Origin of the sequence: Pseudomonas sp. SIMBA_041 (assembly GCF_046535095.1) — a bacterium.
GTDB classification, from domain to species: domain Bacteria; phylum Pseudomonadota; class Gammaproteobacteria; order Pseudomonadales; family Pseudomonadaceae; genus Aquipseudomonas; species Aquipseudomonas mucoides.
Map to the genome: position 1 here is coordinate 346059 of NZ_JAWRXJ010000005.1, position 13689 is coordinate 359747.

A 13689-nucleotide genomic window follows, 5' to 3' on the forward strand; every position below is an offset into this window, starting at 1 on the left:
TATTGATATTTGTCAATTGAACCAGTCTTTGCAGGTGCGCTCGGTCAGCGATCAACCGCACAATCCTCGCAGCCAGACAAACCCGTGGACGCGCCGATGCAGCTCAAGAACAAACGCTGGAGCAATGCCATCGTTGCAGTCGGACTTCTGACTGTCGGCCTGGCTTTCGCGGTGTATCAGCACCTTCGTGATCCATCGCCCATGACGCTGGGTGATGGAAAAAATGGCCCCCCGGAGATGGTCTGGATTCCTGCCGGCGAGTTCTTGATGGGGAGCGATAACAAGAAGGCGAAGCCCAGTGAGGGGCCGGCTCACAAGGTTCGGCTCGATGGTTTCTGGATTGACCGTCATGATGTCACTAATGCCGATTTCGCCCGCTTCATTGCTGAAACACATTACGTCACTACTGCCGAACGCAAGCCTGAATGGGACGATCTGAAAGTACAGCTACCCGCAGGTACTCCAGAGCCGGACGACAGTGTCATGGTGCCTGGCGCATTGGTTTTCGTGGGCACGGACAGGCCAATCCCCCTGGATGATTTCAGCCAGTGGTGGGCATTTGTTCCCGGGGCCAACTGGCGTCATCCGTCAGGCCCGGGCAGTAGCATCGAGGGCAAGGAAACCCATCCGGTCGTTCAGGTTTCACATGAAGACGCGGAGGCGTACGCGCAGTGGGCACATAAACGTCTGCTGACCGAGGCGGAATGGGAATACGCCGCAAGAGGGGGGCTGAAACAAGCGGACTACGCGTGGGGGAATGATTTCACGCCGGGCGGCCAAAAAATGGCCAACACCTGGGATGAGGTACAACCGTTTCCAGTGACCGGGTCCGGCAATACATTCAAGATTGGCACCCAACCGGTAGGAAGTTACAAACCTAACGCGTATGGGCTGTACGACATGTCCGGGAACGTTTGGCAGTGGGTCGCCGATTGGTATCGTACTGATGCCTTTAACCTTGAACTCAAACGTCAGTCAGCTGGCGGAGTCTCGTCTAACCCAGTGGGTCCGCCGGACAGCTATGACCCAGCACTCGGGGCAACGGCCAACGCGCCTCAGCGTGTGATTCGAGGTGGATCTTTTCTTTGTAGCGACAGCTACTGCACGAGCTTTCGAACCAGTGCCAGGCAGGGGGCGGATCCGATGAATGCCATGTCACATCTCGGATTTCGCTTGGCGATGAGCAATGATCAATGGAAAAAGATCCGCTGAATACAATCCGCACGCCGGTGTTGCGTAGTGCCGTCAAAAATGTTCGGCCAAGGCGCCCAACCCCTTGAGGGTTCTCTGGTATCGACAGCTCCCCCGGGCAACAACCAGCTTTGCAACGCTTCAGTCATTGCCTTCCCGCACCCACCGCCTGACTTCACCCTGCACGGCATACGCCGGCGCCTCCACCGCATTGAAATCCTGCGTATACCGCTGGGCAAATCCCTCAACTCCCCATTCCTGAAACTGCTGGACATGCTTCAGCTCATGAGCCCAGAGCGCAATGTTCTCTTCTGCCGTTTGAGCATCCCGAAAGAGGATGACGTCGATCAGCGTCACCGCACCGACATCGGGGTTTTGCAGCATGGCCGTGGCGGCGGTGAATTGGCCGTTATCGCTCACTTTATAGCGCGCGGCATCGAGCACGCCGGGGTCATACCAGCGCAACAGATGCTCGCGAATGTGCGGTGGAATGGGTTGAGTATCGGCAGTGGCTGCTTCAGCCCGGGCTTGAGTCAGCCACATCGCCAAGGCGGGTGCGGCGATCTGGTAGATGCCATCAGGTGGCAGGCCGAGCAGTTGCCCCACGTCTGGCAGGCAAATGCAGCTGTCCAGGCACACTTGTTTTTCACCCGCAGGGCAGGGACTGGTCTGGGCGGGCACTTCAAGGGGCAGGCAAAGAAAAAGCAGCGTCATCAGGCGCTTGGTGATGGGCGGCATTGGGCGCTCCAGGGACGGATGCGGCGCGAACAGTGGATCAAAATTGATCGACGACCCGGATCGCTTTAGCCTAGACCCGAATCAACCCCATCAGCATAATTCCAAAAAAGGGGGGGACTTGTTTTCCATGTCTCATCCAAGGGTCAACAGGACGCCGGGGCGGCAGGAGCATGCAATGGAACTGAAGTTCAGCCACATCGATGTACTGGTCAATAGTCTCGACGAAGCCTGTGCTTACTACGCGAACATACTGCAAGCCAGGATCTCTAGAACCCTCATTTGGGAACGCGGTGGTCTGCACGTGCACTACGCGATTGCGCTGATCGGTCAAGAGCGCTTCATGTTGGTACAGCCGTTGGCGGGGAACCTGAAGGAACTGTTGGACGCCTCGGGCGAGGGGATGATTTATCGCCATTGCTACTCGACACCGGACATCGAGAAGGCCTTTGACGAATTGATAGCCGCCGGTGTTCAGCCGGAAGATGAAAACGGCAAGCCATTGGCCCGCGCGAACCTGCAATCCCCATCCGGGACACGCATCCTCTGGTTGCCCAAGCGTTTCGGGCACTTCTCTATCGAAATCCTGGAAGAGAAGGCGCTGGAGGCATTTGTTGCGGCGGCGTTCGAGGACGAGGTCCTCCCAGTCCGGTAAGCGCGGTACTCCTGTGGTAATGGGGTGGCTGATTGGCGACTGCTTCGCCGCCGAACGCTGCCTTGCGTTGCTCGTCAGCGGCTACAGGTCAAGGGAGGATTTCGAATGCGGTGCTGGCCAGGCGTTCGCCGTTTACGAGGATGTGCACGGCATGCACGCCCATATAGTGTTTGCGGGTGGTGAGCTCTTTGATCTGCTGGCCACGGCTGACGAGTTCGCTGGCGTTGCCGGGCAGCGTCAAGGTCTTGAGCTTGAACACCTTCGCCGACGTGCTGCCATTGGCTTTGACGTAATCAATCGCATAGTCGATCACCAGTCGTTGGCTGTCGGGTACGGTGGATTTCACACCAAACGACAGGGTGATTTTCTCTCCGAGCCGAATCACCGCCGGCTCGACCGTCACCCCGACAATCTCGACCTCAGCCTTGCCACTGGCGCCAATAATCGCCAGCGCTCGCTGATTGCCCTGTTTGATCAAGCTGCGCAACGCATGCCTGGCAATCCACGCCGTGTGCTTGTTATCCAGCGCCCAACCCTCGATCAGGTCCAGCACCCATTCCGGATGATCCTTGGTGATGTCATTGAGGTGGTTGGCCACGGACTTGCGCACATAAAGGCTTTCATCCGCCTTCAGGTTGTCGAGAATCGGCGCCGCCAGCGTCGGATCTGCCTGGACCTGCTCCAACCGGAACGACCACGGCAAGCGCGGTCGGCTGCCTTCGCTGGCCAGGCGTCGGACATGTTCATTCTGATCCCGCGACCATTCCTGCATCAGCGCCAATGAACGCTGCAAATCACTGCGCAGAAAATACCGAACCGCAAATTCCGCCGAGCCAAACGCGGTGAAGTACTTGAGCGCCTCCATCGACTGCTCGAAATCATGTTCGCCATACATCGCCACATAATGCGGCAGCGAAATACTGACGAAACCACTGTTCAGCCGAGGGGCGAGGGCGCGCAGCACCTCAAGCGACTCGTCATACCCCAGCGGCAGCACCGCATGCAGGCATTCACTGACCCGCGCCATGCGCTGCATGATCGACAGGTCGGCGAGGCCGTCGTTGGCCATCCTCAGGAAGGCCTTGGCCTTGAACCCGGGGTAAACCGCCGTCATTTCGGTTGCGATGTGCTTGAGGCGCTCGGCGTTGAAGATTTCCTTCAGCGCCGGGGCGGGTTGTTCGGCGGCGGTCATGGGTGAGTCCGGTCGGGTGGGCGGCTCAGGTTATCGGGGTATTGATGAACGCCTCAAGCTTTTCTGCCTGCGCGGTGAAGGCGGCAATTCGCGGGAAGCGCTCGGCATCGACCTGATCCGGGATCACCAGATGGGTGAAGCTCCAGGCGACGGCCACTGTAATCCCGTCCTGCGCGATCAAGGCGCCATTCGCTAACGGCTGCTTTTCCAGTTCACGTTCAAGTGATGAATAAGCGGCGGCCAATTGGCCTTCGACGCGTTCGACCCACGGTTGAAACTGGATCTCGGCGGGACGCAGGTTGCGCTCGTAATAAAGCTGCACTGATTTTTCGCACGCCGCCAACGCCAGGCCGATCACCCGCAAGGCGCGCAGCCGCTGCTTGAGGTCGCTGGGCATCAGGCTTTTGCCGGGGCCGGCGAGGGCTTCGAGATAGTCGATGATCAGGGTTGAATCCATCAACACGTCGCCGTCGTCCAGCACGAGCGTCGGCGCCTTGACCACCGGGTTGATCTGTTGAAATTGCTCGAAGTGCCGAAACACTGAGACCGATTGGTGCTCCAGGTTGATGCCCAGGTGTTGGGCAGAAATGGCCACGCGCCTTACGTAGGGTGAATCCAGCATGCCGATCAGCTTCATTAATACACTCCTGCAGAGGACCCATTCGGGACGGTCAACCTTAGCTGAGGATCCGCGCCCTGCAAGCAAAGGGAGGGCTTGTGCGGCCGTTTGTCTTCTATATACAGCCGCTCGATTGAATTTCTTGCTATAAACGCACTCCGATAACCGCCGCAACGGTCGCAGTAGAGCACTTTGCGTACCTTGTCGGACAAATTCGCTGACTTTTCAGTTGCTGGGGCCTCAAGTCGGCCTTAGACTGCCGCCCCTCGTAAATTGAGTGCCGGGTGGCGCTTGGAATAAACGGCGCCTTTCCGATGGCCTTCAACAGGTCCGCCGGAACGCTCCCTAATTCGCCTTAATGCACGTTTTTTTATAGAGATATCAATGACAAAGGACAAGTTGCTGGCCATGCCGGCGGATGACTACATGAATGCTGAGCAACATGCTTTTTTCAGCGAGCTGTTGCAGAACATGAAAGTCGAAACCCATGAGCGCATCGAGCAGAACCGCATCGCCATCGAGAGCCTGGACACCCCGGCCGATCCGGCAGACGCGGCTTCGGTCGAAGAAGAGCGCACCTGGCTGGTCAACGCGATCGATCGCGACCAGCGCATGCTGCCTCAGTTGGAACAGGCTCTGGAACGCATCAAAGAAGACAGCTTCGGCTGGTGCGACGACAGCGGCGAGGCCATTGGCCTGAAACGCCTGCTGATCAGCCCGACCACCAAGTACTGCATCGAAGCGCAAGAGCGTCACGAACAGATCGACAAGCACCAGCGTCAGGCCTGATTTCGTAGCGCCCCGCATCGCGGGCGAGCCTCACTCCCAAAGGAGCAAGGCTGGCCCGCGATGCTTTTTTTCGTCTGTAAAAAAGCTCATGCGCCTCTATTGATCTGCTGCACTACCCACGACTAATGGACCATAGATAATGGCCTTGTAGTGGCGTTTAATGCGAAGACAACAATTAGAAGATCGTGGGGTGACGAAGATGACGAGAGACGGATCTCTGGCGACGGCCGCGCCTGCGCCAGTACTTTTGCCGAAAAACCCCTGGCTGACGCCGACCCTGCAAAGCATCGCCCTGATGCTGTTGTTGTGCGGCATGGCGCTGGGTGGATGGCCGCTTTACCTCGGCTTGCCGTTGGCGGTGATGATTATCTGGTTGCCGCGTCTGCGTTCCCGCGCTGCGCCTCAAGACTCGCCGGCGGAAAACGCCAGCGCCATCACCACATTGACCCGCGATCTTTCCTACACCACCAGCCATAACGCACTGTCTGCGGCCGGCGTGGCCTTTTCAGTCAAGCAACTGGCGGACAAGCTGCAATCGCAACTCAGCGCGGCGGCGCAGATTGTCCGCAATGCCGAGGCGATGATCGCGACCGAAGAAGTCACGTCCAAGCTCAGCCGCGAAGCGCTCGGCGCCGCCAGTGAAGCGCATCAGAGCGGTGCCGCCGGGCGTAAGGAGTTGATCGAGTCCATCGCCCGCATGCATCAACTCAGCGAACGCGCCAGCAACAGTCGCGAGCTGATCGAGGCCCTGAGCCTGCGCAGCGACGATATCCAGCGGGTGACGCTTGTGATCCAGTCCATCGCCAGCCAGACCAATCTGCTGGCATTGAACGCCGCGATCGAAGCGGCGCGGGCCGGGGAGCACGGGCGCGGTTTCGCGGTGGTGGCCGATGAAGTACGGGGCTTGGCCGCGCGGACCGCGACGGCGACCGGTGAAGTCGGCGAGATGGTCGCCGATATCCAGCAACGCACCGCCCAGGTCGTCGAGCAGATCCGCCAACTCTCCAGCGACCTCGATACCGGTGTCGAGCAAGTCGAGCATACCGGTCAGCACCTGGAAAACATTGCGCGCCTGGCGGCGGGTGTCGAGCATCAGGTCGGGGAAATCGCCCGTGGCGCCGACACCAATCGCGAACAACTCGACAGCCTGTTTCATGCCATCGAACAGATGCGCAGCGATCTGGCGATCAGCGACCAGCAGACCCAGCGTCTGGCTCAGGCCGCCGTGCAAATGGAAGGGCAGGCCGAATCCATCAGCGAGCGCCTGGCCGAAGTCGGACTGGATGACTATCACCAACGGATTTATGACCTGGCCCGGGAAGGCGCAAGCCAGATTGCCGCGCGTTTCGAAGCGGATATCGACCAGGGACGCGTCAGTCTCGATGACTTGTTTGATCGCAATTATCAGGCGATCCCCAATACCAGCCCGGCCAAGTTCCAGACCCGCTTCGACCGCTACACCGATCAGGTCCTGCCGACGATTCAGGAGCCGTTGTTGCCGCGTCATGAAGGGCTGGTGTTTGCCATCGCCTGCACACAGCAGGGTTATGTGCCGACTCATAACACGGTCTTCAGCCAGCCGCTGACGGGCGATGCGACGGTCGATACTTTGCAAAACCGCACCAAGCGCAAATTCGCTGATCGCACCGGTATCCGCTGCGGCAGCCATCAGCAGCCGGTGTTGTTGCAGACGTATACCCGCGACACCGGCGAACTGATGCACGATCTCTCTGTGCCCATCCTCGTCAAGGGCCGGCATTGGGGCGGTTTGCGCCTGGGTTACAAACCACAAGGGCCACGCTAGCCGCTGGCGATTGTTACGATTCCGGCAACGAAGCTGTGCAGCCTCGTTGCTGTTTCCTCTCGGATGAACTCATTAACATGCCTTCATTGTTAGGTTGCTAATGAAATTCGAGAGGCCAGCATGCAAAGCAAATTGGATGTCGCGGTGATGATTGGCAGCGGGGTGCCCGCCTGTTTGCGCGCGATGGGACAGAGCGTTTGTTGGGTGGTACTGCTCAACGGCGAGCGCCGGGGGACGGCGTTTTCCAGTCGCGGTGAGGCAGAGGAGTGCAGGGCTGCCTGGCTGGCGCAATTGAACGTCGAATCAGCGGGCAGCCTGCACTGACTGTGCTGGCTAGTGACGCTGGTGCAGGCGCAAATTCAGGTCGTCGACCACTCGCGCCCAATCGGCGTCTTTACGTATCTGTTCTTTGAGGAAGCCGGCTTGCTGCGGGGTCCAGAACTCGGCGTCGATCATTTTTTTGTCTCCGGCCAACGGTGAATGGCTGGCGATGAAATCGTCGATGCCTTTTTGGCTGGAGTCCAGACCGAGTTGGTCGAACAAACCTTTCAAGTCGTGTGTAGGTGAATCCATGTTCATCTCCTGGTGGGTCGCGTCGAATGCGAGATCTGAAGGGCGGCTTCATTGCATCTGAGGCGGCCGCGCTTCAGGAGTTCGATGGATGTTCAAAAACAGGAGTGAGCATAGACGGCAAATTTGATGATCAGGCTTTCAATGCCCCTGCATCGACGGCAGCCTTCAGTTCAATGGCCGCTTCCTGAGCGGCGATGGCGGCGACATCTGCCGTTTTGAACCAGCGATCTTTCTCGACCTGGTGATACGTCACCGTGGTCAATTTTGGTTTGGCGCGCATGACTATCACTGCCTGGAATTCGCCGTCGATCTCTCTGGCTTCGCCCCGGATAATAAATTCGCCGATATCAAATTCCGTCACGTAGCAGCCTTCCCTTGGAAATGTTTTGTTGTTTTGAGCGCCGTCCGACGTGGGAACGGGTTTCATGGGGCGGGCAGTATGGCAGTAGTTGCCCGCCGACGGCTGAGTTAACTCGACGGTGTGACGAAACGTCTATTGGAATGAACTCAGGCGTGGCTTTATTCGCGTGATTCAAGTGAGCGAGCAAGCGCACACGCCTGGTTGTGGTCACCGCGGAAACCTCTGACGCGTCCTGTGGAAGTTTCCTTGATATGGAAAAACGCGTTACCGGCCAGGACGACCTGGAACCTGGGTCGGGCAGGGCTTACAGGAGGGAAGGGCGGTTGTTCGTATAACGCCTGCGACAGCGCTAAGGCGTCGTGCGTGTAAGGCGATTGGTCGGTTGCAAAGTGAGTCATTGTGCACATATGAAGTCCTTTTCATTGTTTTGCCGACGTATGTATGCCGTTTTGGCTAGTCTCTGTCAGCATCGCTGCTCTAGAATCGCCATCAAGGGTGGGCGAATGGTGTCCATCTAAAGCAATTTTTTGCGTGCGATATGTCGGAAAAGTGCTTTTCTTGTAGGGTTTTTTCCTTAAAGTTGGTAGTCCTGTTTTCTCTGGCAGCAAGAAGGGCATTTTCCTTCAACATCTGACGACGTTGAGGGAAGACGGCGCGAGTGTTATTCCAGTACGCTCACTGACCTCGCGATGCATAAGCCCTCTGCCCGGATCAGGATTTCAACCCGGTTTATTTGCTAGACCCTCGGCATGGCCGCTTTTTTCTGCTGCGCGTTTGTCCTGCGTGCGGCATCCATTTCAGATGTGGGGATGTTTCCTTGGCAGTAAGTAATCTCGATATGCATGCTTTGTTCGTGCTGGGTGATTTGCGCGCAAAGTTGGTTAAACAGTTTCAATCTCGTTTCGTCTATGTCACCGAACAGAACGCCGAAGGCATTTACATTGCCGAGATCGACACCGAAGAAGCACTGGTGGTGGATGACAAGCCAGGGCTCAAACTCAAGGTTGGCGATCATTTCAGCGCCTCGGTCCTGCCCAGTCGCGAAGGCGGCAAGCTGGACATCAAGTTCCGCGAGATCAAACTCACGGTGTATGGCTTGGGCGATTACGCGTTTGTCACCACCGCCGATGGCCAGGCGATTGTGTTCAAGGAAGGTCATAGCGTGGTGATGGTGTTTGCCGCTCATCAACAGTTGCAGGAAGGCCTGACCAAAACCCTGAAAGCCGTGACCGCCAAAGCCGCCAAGTGGCGCAAGGGCGAGCTGGTGACCTTCAAGGCCAGCGAGTAATGACCCTGACCCGCGCCGACTTCCACGAACAGAACCAGGCCAGTGCCCACACTGAAGCCCTTCGGATGTTCGAGCAGAAGGCTGTTCTGCAGGGAGCCTGGCTGAATTGGGTGGCGTCACAGCTCTATACGCTGCGCCCGGCGGCGTACGCCAGCATGGTCAGAAGAGAGCTATCCCTCTTGCAGGAATCTTCCGAAAATTAAATCCCGTCCCTCGAAATCAGGATCCTCTACTACAGTCAATTGACTGAATATTTTGAGGCTTGCGGTCTTTCATCAGGCCATCCTGCTATTGCTGTGAACAGCACGAGGTGCAAAAGCATGAAAGGATTTCGACGGTTACTGGCTGCGTCCGTGGCCAGTTTCGGGTTGTTGACGTCACCTGTTCCGGTGTTCGCCGCCCAGGCACCGATCCACTTCGCCGACCTGAATTGGGAAAGCGGCAGCCTGATCACCGATATCCTGCGGATCATTGTCGAGAAGGGCTACGGGCTACCGACGGATACCTTGCCGGGCACCACCATTACCCTGGAGACCGCCCTGGCCAATAATGACATTCAGGTCATTGGTGAAGAATGGGCCGGCCGCAGCCCGGTCTGGGTCAAGGCTGAGGCCGAAGGCAAGGTCGCCAGCCTGGGCGATACGGTCAAAGGCGCGACCGAAGGGTGGTGGGTTCCGGAGTACGTGATCAAGGGCGACCCGGCCAAAGGCATCAAGCCACTGGCGCCGGGGCTGCGCAGTGTCAGCGACCTGCCCAAGTACAAAGACGTGTTCAGCGACCCGGAATCCCCTGGCAAGGGCCGCTTCCTCAACAGCCCGATCGGCTGGACCTCGGAAGTGGTGAACAAGCAGAAGCTCACCGCCTATGGCCTGAACGACAGCTATGTGAATTTTCGCAGCGGTTCCGGAGCGGCGCTGGACGCGGAAATCACCTCGTCGATCCATCGCGGCAAGCCGGTGCTGTTCTATTACTGGTCACCGACGCCCTTGCTCGGACGCTTCAAGCTGATCCAGCTGGAGGAGCCACCGTTCGACGCCGACGCCTGGAAGACCCTGACCGACGCTGACAATCCAAATCCCAAGCCAACCCGTTCACTGGCCTCGAAGCTGTCCATCGGTGTGTCTACGCCGTTTCAAAAACAGTACCCGCAGATCACCGAGTTCTTCAGCAAGGTCGATTTGCCCATCGATCCCTTGAACAAGGCCCTGGCCGAGATGAGCGAAAAACACACCCCGCCACGCCAGGCTGCGGAAGCATTCATGAAGGCGCACCCGGATGTCTGGAAGGCGTGGTTGCCCAAGGAGGTGGCCGATAAAGTTTCCGCCGAACTGAAGTAAACCGCTGATCCACACAACTTCATTCGCTATCGCCGCCCGGAGCACGTGTGCTCTCACTGGATGGATAACTGAATATGAACCTGTTGGTTGCGCAATGGATGGCTTCAATCTTTTTGATGATCAGCCTGGTCCATGTGTATTGGGCGTCGGGTGGCAAGTTGGGCAGTGAGGCGGCGGTACCGCGATTGCCCGGGGAGGGGGGCGCGCAATCAAGGCCTGCGTTCAAGCCGTCGGGGTTGGTGACGTTGCTGGTGGCGGTGGGATTGCTGCTGATCGCGATGCTGGTGTGCCTGCGGGTCGGGCTGTGCTTGCCGGCGGTGCAGGACGTGTGGCTGCAATGGGTGATCAGTGGCATCGCGATACTGATGTTCGCCCGGGCGATTGGCGATTCGAACCTGGTCGGGTTTTTCAAAGAGGTGAAGGATTCGAAGTTTGCCCGGCTCGATACGTGGGTGTATTCGCCGTTGTGCGTGGCGTTGGGGGCGGGGTTGTTGACGGTGGCCTGGATTTGAGTGGCTGCTGATATCGCTATCGCGAGCAAGCTCGGCTCCTACATCTATGGGGGGCTAATAGAGTCCAGGTATCAGCCGCCAGGTCGTGGCGCAATACGCCTCATACTCCCCACCAAACTGCGCCCTCAACAACGCCTCTTCCGAGTGAATCCGCGCAATCAGCGGAATCACCGTCAACGCCGCCAGCAACAGCCCGACCCCCGAACGAAAGGCCAGCGCCCAGCCCACGGCAATCACCAGCATCCCCAGGTAACTGGGGTTGCGCAGGCACCGGTAAATTCCGTCGGTGACCAGCGTGTGCCCCGGCTGAATCGCCACCAGGCCGCTGAAGCGCTTGCCCAGTACAAACACCGGCCACATGCGTAGCGCGCCGCCGAGGCAGAACAACAATGCGCCCATCCAGCGCAGGCCTTCGCCGCCAAAGGTCCAGAAGTCGATCCGGTCGGTGTAGGCTGGCAGGAATCCGCTGAGCAACCCGATCACCCCGAACGCCGGCAGCACCCAGCGATTGGCCCGGTCTTCCCGTTCGCCGGAACTCAGATTGACCTCGGTGAACAGCGACAACACGGTCATGACCACGGTTGCGAGGGCAACCACCACCAACGACCCATGGGCAAAAAACGCCGCAAACCCGCCCATGCCCCACACGGCAAGACCGAGGTAGGCAAGGGTGCCGACGATGGCGAAGAACGCCAGTTTGGCCGAGATTTTCATGGGCGCCTCCTGATGAGCCTTGGCCCGTTTCAGTTTAGATGCCCACGGTTGTTCACGCGTTCAACTCGGCCCTGGCATTGCGCCGGATCACTTGCGGCGGTTGGCCGAATGCCCTTAAAAAGGCTTCACGCATGCGGCGTCGGTCGGTAAAACCGGCCTCGGTGGCGATCTGGTCGAGGGTCAGGCGCCCGCGTTCGAGCATCTGCCGTGCCGCTTCCAGACGCAGGTTTTCGATGGCCTTGGCTGGCGTCTGTCCGGTCTCGGCGCGAAAACTGCGGCTGAATTGCCGCGGGCTCAGGCGCGCCACGTCGGCCAGTTGCTCCACCGAGAGCGGCGAGGCCAGGTGTTCCTGGGCGTAGCCAAGAACAGTCTGAATGCGGTCAGATTTTGGCGCCAATTCGAGCAATGCCGAATGCTGGGACTGGCCACCCGCACGACGCTGGTACATCACCAGTTTCTGCGCCACGGAACGCGCCAGTTCCGCGCCGTGATCCTTCTCGACCATGGCCAGCGCCAGGTCGATGCCGGCGGTCATGCCGGCCGAGGTCCAGATCGGGCCGTCGACCACGTAGATGCGGTCTTCTTCCACCTTTATCGAGGGAAAACGCGCTTGCAGGTCTCGGGCATACGCCCAGTGAGTGGTGGCCCGCCGTCCGTCGAGCAGACCGGCCTGCGCCAGCACGAACGCCCCGGAACAAATTGATGCCATCCGCCGTGCGGTGCTCACGCTGTCGCGCAGGTAGGTCAGCACGCTGTCGGGCGCCTGTTGGACGATGCAATCGCCGCCGACCACGATCACCGTATCAAATACCCGCTCACCGAACGCCAGGGTTCCGACGCTCAATCCCCCGGAGGCGCGCAGGGTGCTGCCATCTTCGGAGACTACGCTGACGTCATACAGCGTCTCACCGGCGCTGAAGTTGGCGTACTCGAACACCGGCATGGCGGCCAGCGCCATGGACTGGAAACCCTCGAACACCACAAATGCCACGCTAGTCATTGCCAGACCCTCAAAAGGACATGTCCTGAAAACGTACTTTAAACGTCATTTGAGACAAGTGTAAGAGCCTCTATAACTGTTCGCACCCGGCGAACTGATCGCCTCACTGTGAAGGAAACTCGACATGGCTCTCTCATCCAAAGGCACCGCATTGATCACTGGCGCATCGTCGGGCATCGGCGCGGTGTATGCCGACCGTCTCGCGCGTCAGGGTTACGACCTGATTCTGGTCGCCCGCAGTCAGACCAAACTGAACGCTCTGGCGAACCACTTGAGCAATGAAACCGGGCGCGCGGTGGAGGTGGTCGCCGCCGATTTGAAAGTCAAAGCCGATGTGCTGCGAGTCGAGGACATCCTGCGTAACGACGCCAGCATCACCTTGTTGGTCAACAACGCCGGCGTCGGCGCTGTCATGCCATTGCTGGGCAGCCCGGTCGATGAGATGGAAGACATGATCACCCTCAACGTTACCGCGCTGATGCGTCTGGCCTACGCCGTGGTGCCAGGCTTCGTCGGCCGTGGCACCGGCACTGTGATCAACATTTCGTCGATCGTTGCCGTCGCGCCAGAAATCCTCAACGGTGTGTACGGCGGAACCAAGGCTTTTGTCTTGGGCTTGAGTCAGTCGATGCACCACGAACTGGCGGACAAAGGCATTCGTGTCCAGGCGGTATTGCCCGGCGCGACCGCAACCGATTTCTGGAACGAAGCCGGCAACCCGGTGGAAAACCTGCCGCAAGAGATCGTGATGTCGGCGCAAGAAATGGTTGATGCCGCGCTGGTAGGTTTGGCAAACGGCGAAGTGGTGACCGTGCCGAGCCTGCACGACGGCGAACAATGGGACCGTTACGAAGCGCAGCGTCAGACTCTGTCGGGGTTGTTCGGCAACTCCAGCGCCGCAGCGCGCTATCGCTAAACC

General features: G+C 58.7%; 18 protein-coding genes. 10 read left to right on the forward strand and 8 right to left on the reverse strand.

All coding sequences use genetic code 11. From position 1 onward, the window contains the following. Window positions 1–96: 96 nt before the first annotated feature. Window positions 97–1212: a formylglycine-generating enzyme family protein gene (locus SB725_RS14305; protein WP_410921987.1), complete on the forward strand. Its 1116-nt coding sequence runs from the start codon at window positions 97–99 to the stop codon at window positions 1210–1212. 120 nt (window positions 1213–1332) lie between these two features. Here the strand turns inward: SB725_RS14305 and SB725_RS14310 are convergent, their stop codons facing one another. Then, window positions 1333–1929, reverse strand: a complete 597-nt coding sequence (locus tag SB725_RS14310; protein ID WP_410921988.1) for a DUF4157 domain-containing protein — start codon at window positions 1927–1929, stop codon at window positions 1333–1335. Between the two features lie 175 nt (window positions 1930–2104). Here SB725_RS14310 and SB725_RS14315 point away from each other — a divergent pair, with 175 nt between their 5' ends. Further along, a complete protein-coding gene (locus SB725_RS14315; RefSeq protein WP_194939633.1) occupies window positions 2105–2581 on the forward strand; it encodes a VOC family protein in 477 nt (158 codons plus the stop codon). A gap of 88 nt (window positions 2582–2669) precedes the next feature. Here SB725_RS14315 and SB725_RS14320 read toward each other — a convergent pair whose 3' ends face one another. Together SB725_RS14320 and SB725_RS14325 are read right to left on the reverse strand one after the other, a co-directional pair. Then, on the reverse strand, window positions 2670–3773 hold the full coding sequence (locus SB725_RS14320; RefSeq protein WP_027925358.1) for a DNA alkylation repair protein: 1104 nt from the start codon (window positions 3771–3773) through the stop codon (window positions 2670–2672). Between the two features lie 25 nt (window positions 3774–3798). Continuing rightward, window positions 3799–4410, reverse strand: a complete 612-nt coding sequence (locus SB725_RS14325; RefSeq protein ID WP_194939632.1) for a glutathione S-transferase — start codon at window positions 4408–4410, stop codon at window positions 3799–3801. A 366-nt stretch (window positions 4411–4776) separates the two neighbouring features. Here SB725_RS14325 and SB725_RS14330 point away from each other — a divergent pair, with 366 nt between their 5' ends. The 3 genes from SB725_RS14330 to SB725_RS14340 all read left to right on the forward strand — a co-directional run bounded on the left by SB725_RS14330 (window position 4777) and on the right by SB725_RS14340 (window position 7309). Beyond that, the gene (locus SB725_RS14330) at window positions 4777–5181 is read left to right on the forward strand and encodes a TraR/DksA family transcriptional regulator (RefSeq protein WP_007907888.1); all 405 of its coding nucleotides are present in this window, start codon (window positions 4777–4779) and stop codon (window positions 5179–5181) included. A gap of 580 nt (window positions 5182–5761) precedes the next feature. Then, a complete protein-coding gene (locus SB725_RS14335; RefSeq protein WP_410922097.1) occupies window positions 5762–6985 on the forward strand; it encodes a methyl-accepting chemotaxis protein in 1224 nt (407 codons plus the stop codon). Between the two features lie 120 nt (window positions 6986–7105). Continuing rightward, window positions 7106–7309, forward strand: coding sequence for a hypothetical protein (locus SB725_RS14340; protein WP_410921990.1), 204 nt, complete (start codon window positions 7106–7108; stop codon window positions 7307–7309). 9 nt (window positions 7310–7318) lie between these two features. Here the strand turns inward: SB725_RS14340 and SB725_RS14345 are convergent, their stop codons facing one another. The 3 genes from SB725_RS14345 to SB725_RS14355 all read right to left on the reverse strand — a co-directional run bounded on the left by SB725_RS14345 (window position 7319) and on the right by SB725_RS14355 (window position 8326). Continuing rightward, a complete protein-coding gene (locus tag SB725_RS14345; protein WP_027925362.1) occupies window positions 7319–7558 on the reverse strand; it encodes a DUF2789 domain-containing protein in 240 nt (79 codons plus the stop codon). 130 nt (window positions 7559–7688) lie between these two features. After that, the gene (locus SB725_RS14350; RefSeq protein ID WP_027925363.1) at window positions 7689–7919 is read right to left on the reverse strand and encodes a hypothetical protein; all 231 of its coding nucleotides are present in this window, start codon (window positions 7917–7919) and stop codon (window positions 7689–7691) included. A 158-nt stretch (window positions 7920–8077) separates the two neighbouring features. Beyond that, window positions 8078–8326 carry a hypothetical protein gene (locus SB725_RS14355; RefSeq protein WP_081744002.1) on the reverse strand — a complete coding sequence of 83 codons (249 nt, stop codon included), beginning with the start codon at window positions 8324–8326 and terminating at the stop codon, window positions 8078–8080. Window positions 8327–8757: 431 nt separating this feature from the next. Between SB725_RS14355 and SB725_RS14360 the strand changes: the two genes are divergently transcribed. From SB725_RS14360 to SB725_RS14375, 4 genes are all read left to right on the forward strand, one after another. Then, window positions 8758–9207 (forward strand): hypothetical protein, encoded by a 450-nt coding sequence (locus SB725_RS14360; protein ID WP_172825907.1) that lies wholly within the window; start codon window positions 8758–8760, stop codon window positions 9205–9207. Then, window positions 9207–9410, forward strand: coding sequence for a hypothetical protein (locus SB725_RS14365; protein ID WP_194939630.1), 204 nt, complete (start codon window positions 9207–9209; stop codon window positions 9408–9410). The genes SB725_RS14360 and SB725_RS14365 overlap by 1 nt, the downstream gene beginning before the upstream one ends. A gap of 117 nt (window positions 9411–9527) precedes the next feature. Further along, the gene (locus SB725_RS14370; RefSeq protein WP_194939629.1) at window positions 9528–10544 is read left to right on the forward strand and encodes an ABC transporter substrate-binding protein; all 1017 of its coding nucleotides are present in this window, start codon (window positions 9528–9530) and stop codon (window positions 10542–10544) included. Between the two features lie 74 nt (window positions 10545–10618). Continuing rightward, window positions 10619–11056, forward strand: coding sequence for a DUF3995 domain-containing protein (locus SB725_RS14375; protein WP_027925367.1), 438 nt, complete (start codon window positions 10619–10621; stop codon window positions 11054–11056). A 54-nt stretch (window positions 11057–11110) separates the two neighbouring features. Here the strand turns inward: SB725_RS14375 and SB725_RS14380 are convergent, their stop codons facing one another. Together SB725_RS14380 and SB725_RS14385 are read right to left on the reverse strand one after the other, a co-directional pair. Next, a complete protein-coding gene (locus tag SB725_RS14380) occupies window positions 11111–11770 on the reverse strand; it encodes a methyltransferase family protein (protein ID WP_059181027.1) in 660 nt (219 codons plus the stop codon). A 52-nt stretch (window positions 11771–11822) separates the two neighbouring features. Further along, entirely contained in the window at window positions 11823–12770 is a 948-nt protein-coding gene (locus tag SB725_RS14385) for a GlxA family transcriptional regulator (RefSeq protein ID WP_027925369.1), read from the reverse strand. Between the two features lie 124 nt (window positions 12771–12894). Between SB725_RS14385 and SB725_RS14390 the strand changes: the two genes are divergently transcribed. After that, window positions 12895–13686 (forward strand): SDR family NAD(P)-dependent oxidoreductase, encoded by a 792-nt coding sequence (locus SB725_RS14390; RefSeq protein ID WP_027925370.1) that lies wholly within the window; start codon window positions 12895–12897, stop codon window positions 13684–13686. Window positions 13687–13689: the final 3 nt, after the last annotated feature.

Bases quoted from the DNA above. Each gene is read 5' to 3' on its own strand.
- SB725_RS14360 (WP_172825907.1), top strand. From the start codon at position 8,758: ATGCATGCTTTGTTCGTGCTGGGTGATTTGCGCGCAAAGTTGGTTAAA.
- SB725_RS14380 (WP_059181027.1), bottom strand. From the start codon at position 11,770: ATGAAAATCTCGGCCAAACTGGCGTTCTTCGCCATCGTCGGCACCCTT.
- SB725_RS14315 (WP_194939633.1), top strand. From the start codon at position 2,105: ATGGAACTGAAGTTCAGCCACATCGATGTACTGGTCAATAGTCTCGAC.
- SB725_RS14320 (WP_027925358.1), bottom strand. From the start codon at position 3,773: ATGACCGCCGCCGAACAACCCGCCCCGGCGCTGAAGGAAATCTTCAAC.
- SB725_RS14330 (WP_007907888.1), top strand. From the start codon at position 4,777: ATGACAAAGGACAAGTTGCTGGCCATGCCGGCGGATGACTACATGAAT.
- SB725_RS14345 (WP_027925362.1), bottom strand. From the start codon at position 7,558: ATGGATTCACCTACACACGACTTGAAAGGTTTGTTCGACCAACTCGGT.
- SB725_RS14355 (WP_081744002.1), bottom strand. From the start codon at position 8,326: ATGTGCACAATGACTCACTTTGCAACCGACCAATCGCCTTACACGCAC.
- SB725_RS14385 (WP_027925369.1), bottom strand. From the start codon at position 12,770: ATGACTAGCGTGGCATTTGTGGTGTTCGAGGGTTTCCAGTCCATGGCG.
- SB725_RS14375 (WP_027925367.1), top strand. From the start codon at position 10,619: ATGAACCTGTTGGTTGCGCAATGGATGGCTTCAATCTTTTTGATGATC.
- SB725_RS14370 (WP_194939629.1), top strand. From the start codon at position 9,528: ATGAAAGGATTTCGACGGTTACTGGCTGCGTCCGTGGCCAGTTTCGGG.
- SB725_RS14335 (WP_410922097.1), top strand. From the start codon at position 5,762: ATGATCGCGACCGAAGAAGTCACGTCCAAGCTCAGCCGCGAAGCGCTC.
- SB725_RS14310 (WP_410921988.1), bottom strand. From the start codon at position 1,929: ATGCCGCCCATCACCAAGCGCCTGATGACGCTGCTTTTTCTTTGCCTG.
- SB725_RS14340 (WP_410921990.1), top strand. From the start codon at position 7,106: ATGCAAAGCAAATTGGATGTCGCGGTGATGATTGGCAGCGGGGTGCCC.
- SB725_RS14390 (WP_027925370.1), top strand. From the start codon at position 12,895: ATGGCTCTCTCATCCAAAGGCACCGCATTGATCACTGGCGCATCGTCG.
- SB725_RS14325 (WP_194939632.1), bottom strand. From the start codon at position 4,410: ATGAAGCTGATCGGCATGCTGGATTCACCCTACGTAAGGCGCGTGGCC.
- SB725_RS14305 (WP_410921987.1), top strand. From the start codon at position 97: ATGCAGCTCAAGAACAAACGCTGGAGCAATGCCATCGTTGCAGTCGGA.
- SB725_RS14365 (WP_194939630.1), top strand. From the start codon at position 9,207: ATGACCCTGACCCGCGCCGACTTCCACGAACAGAACCAGGCCAGTGCC.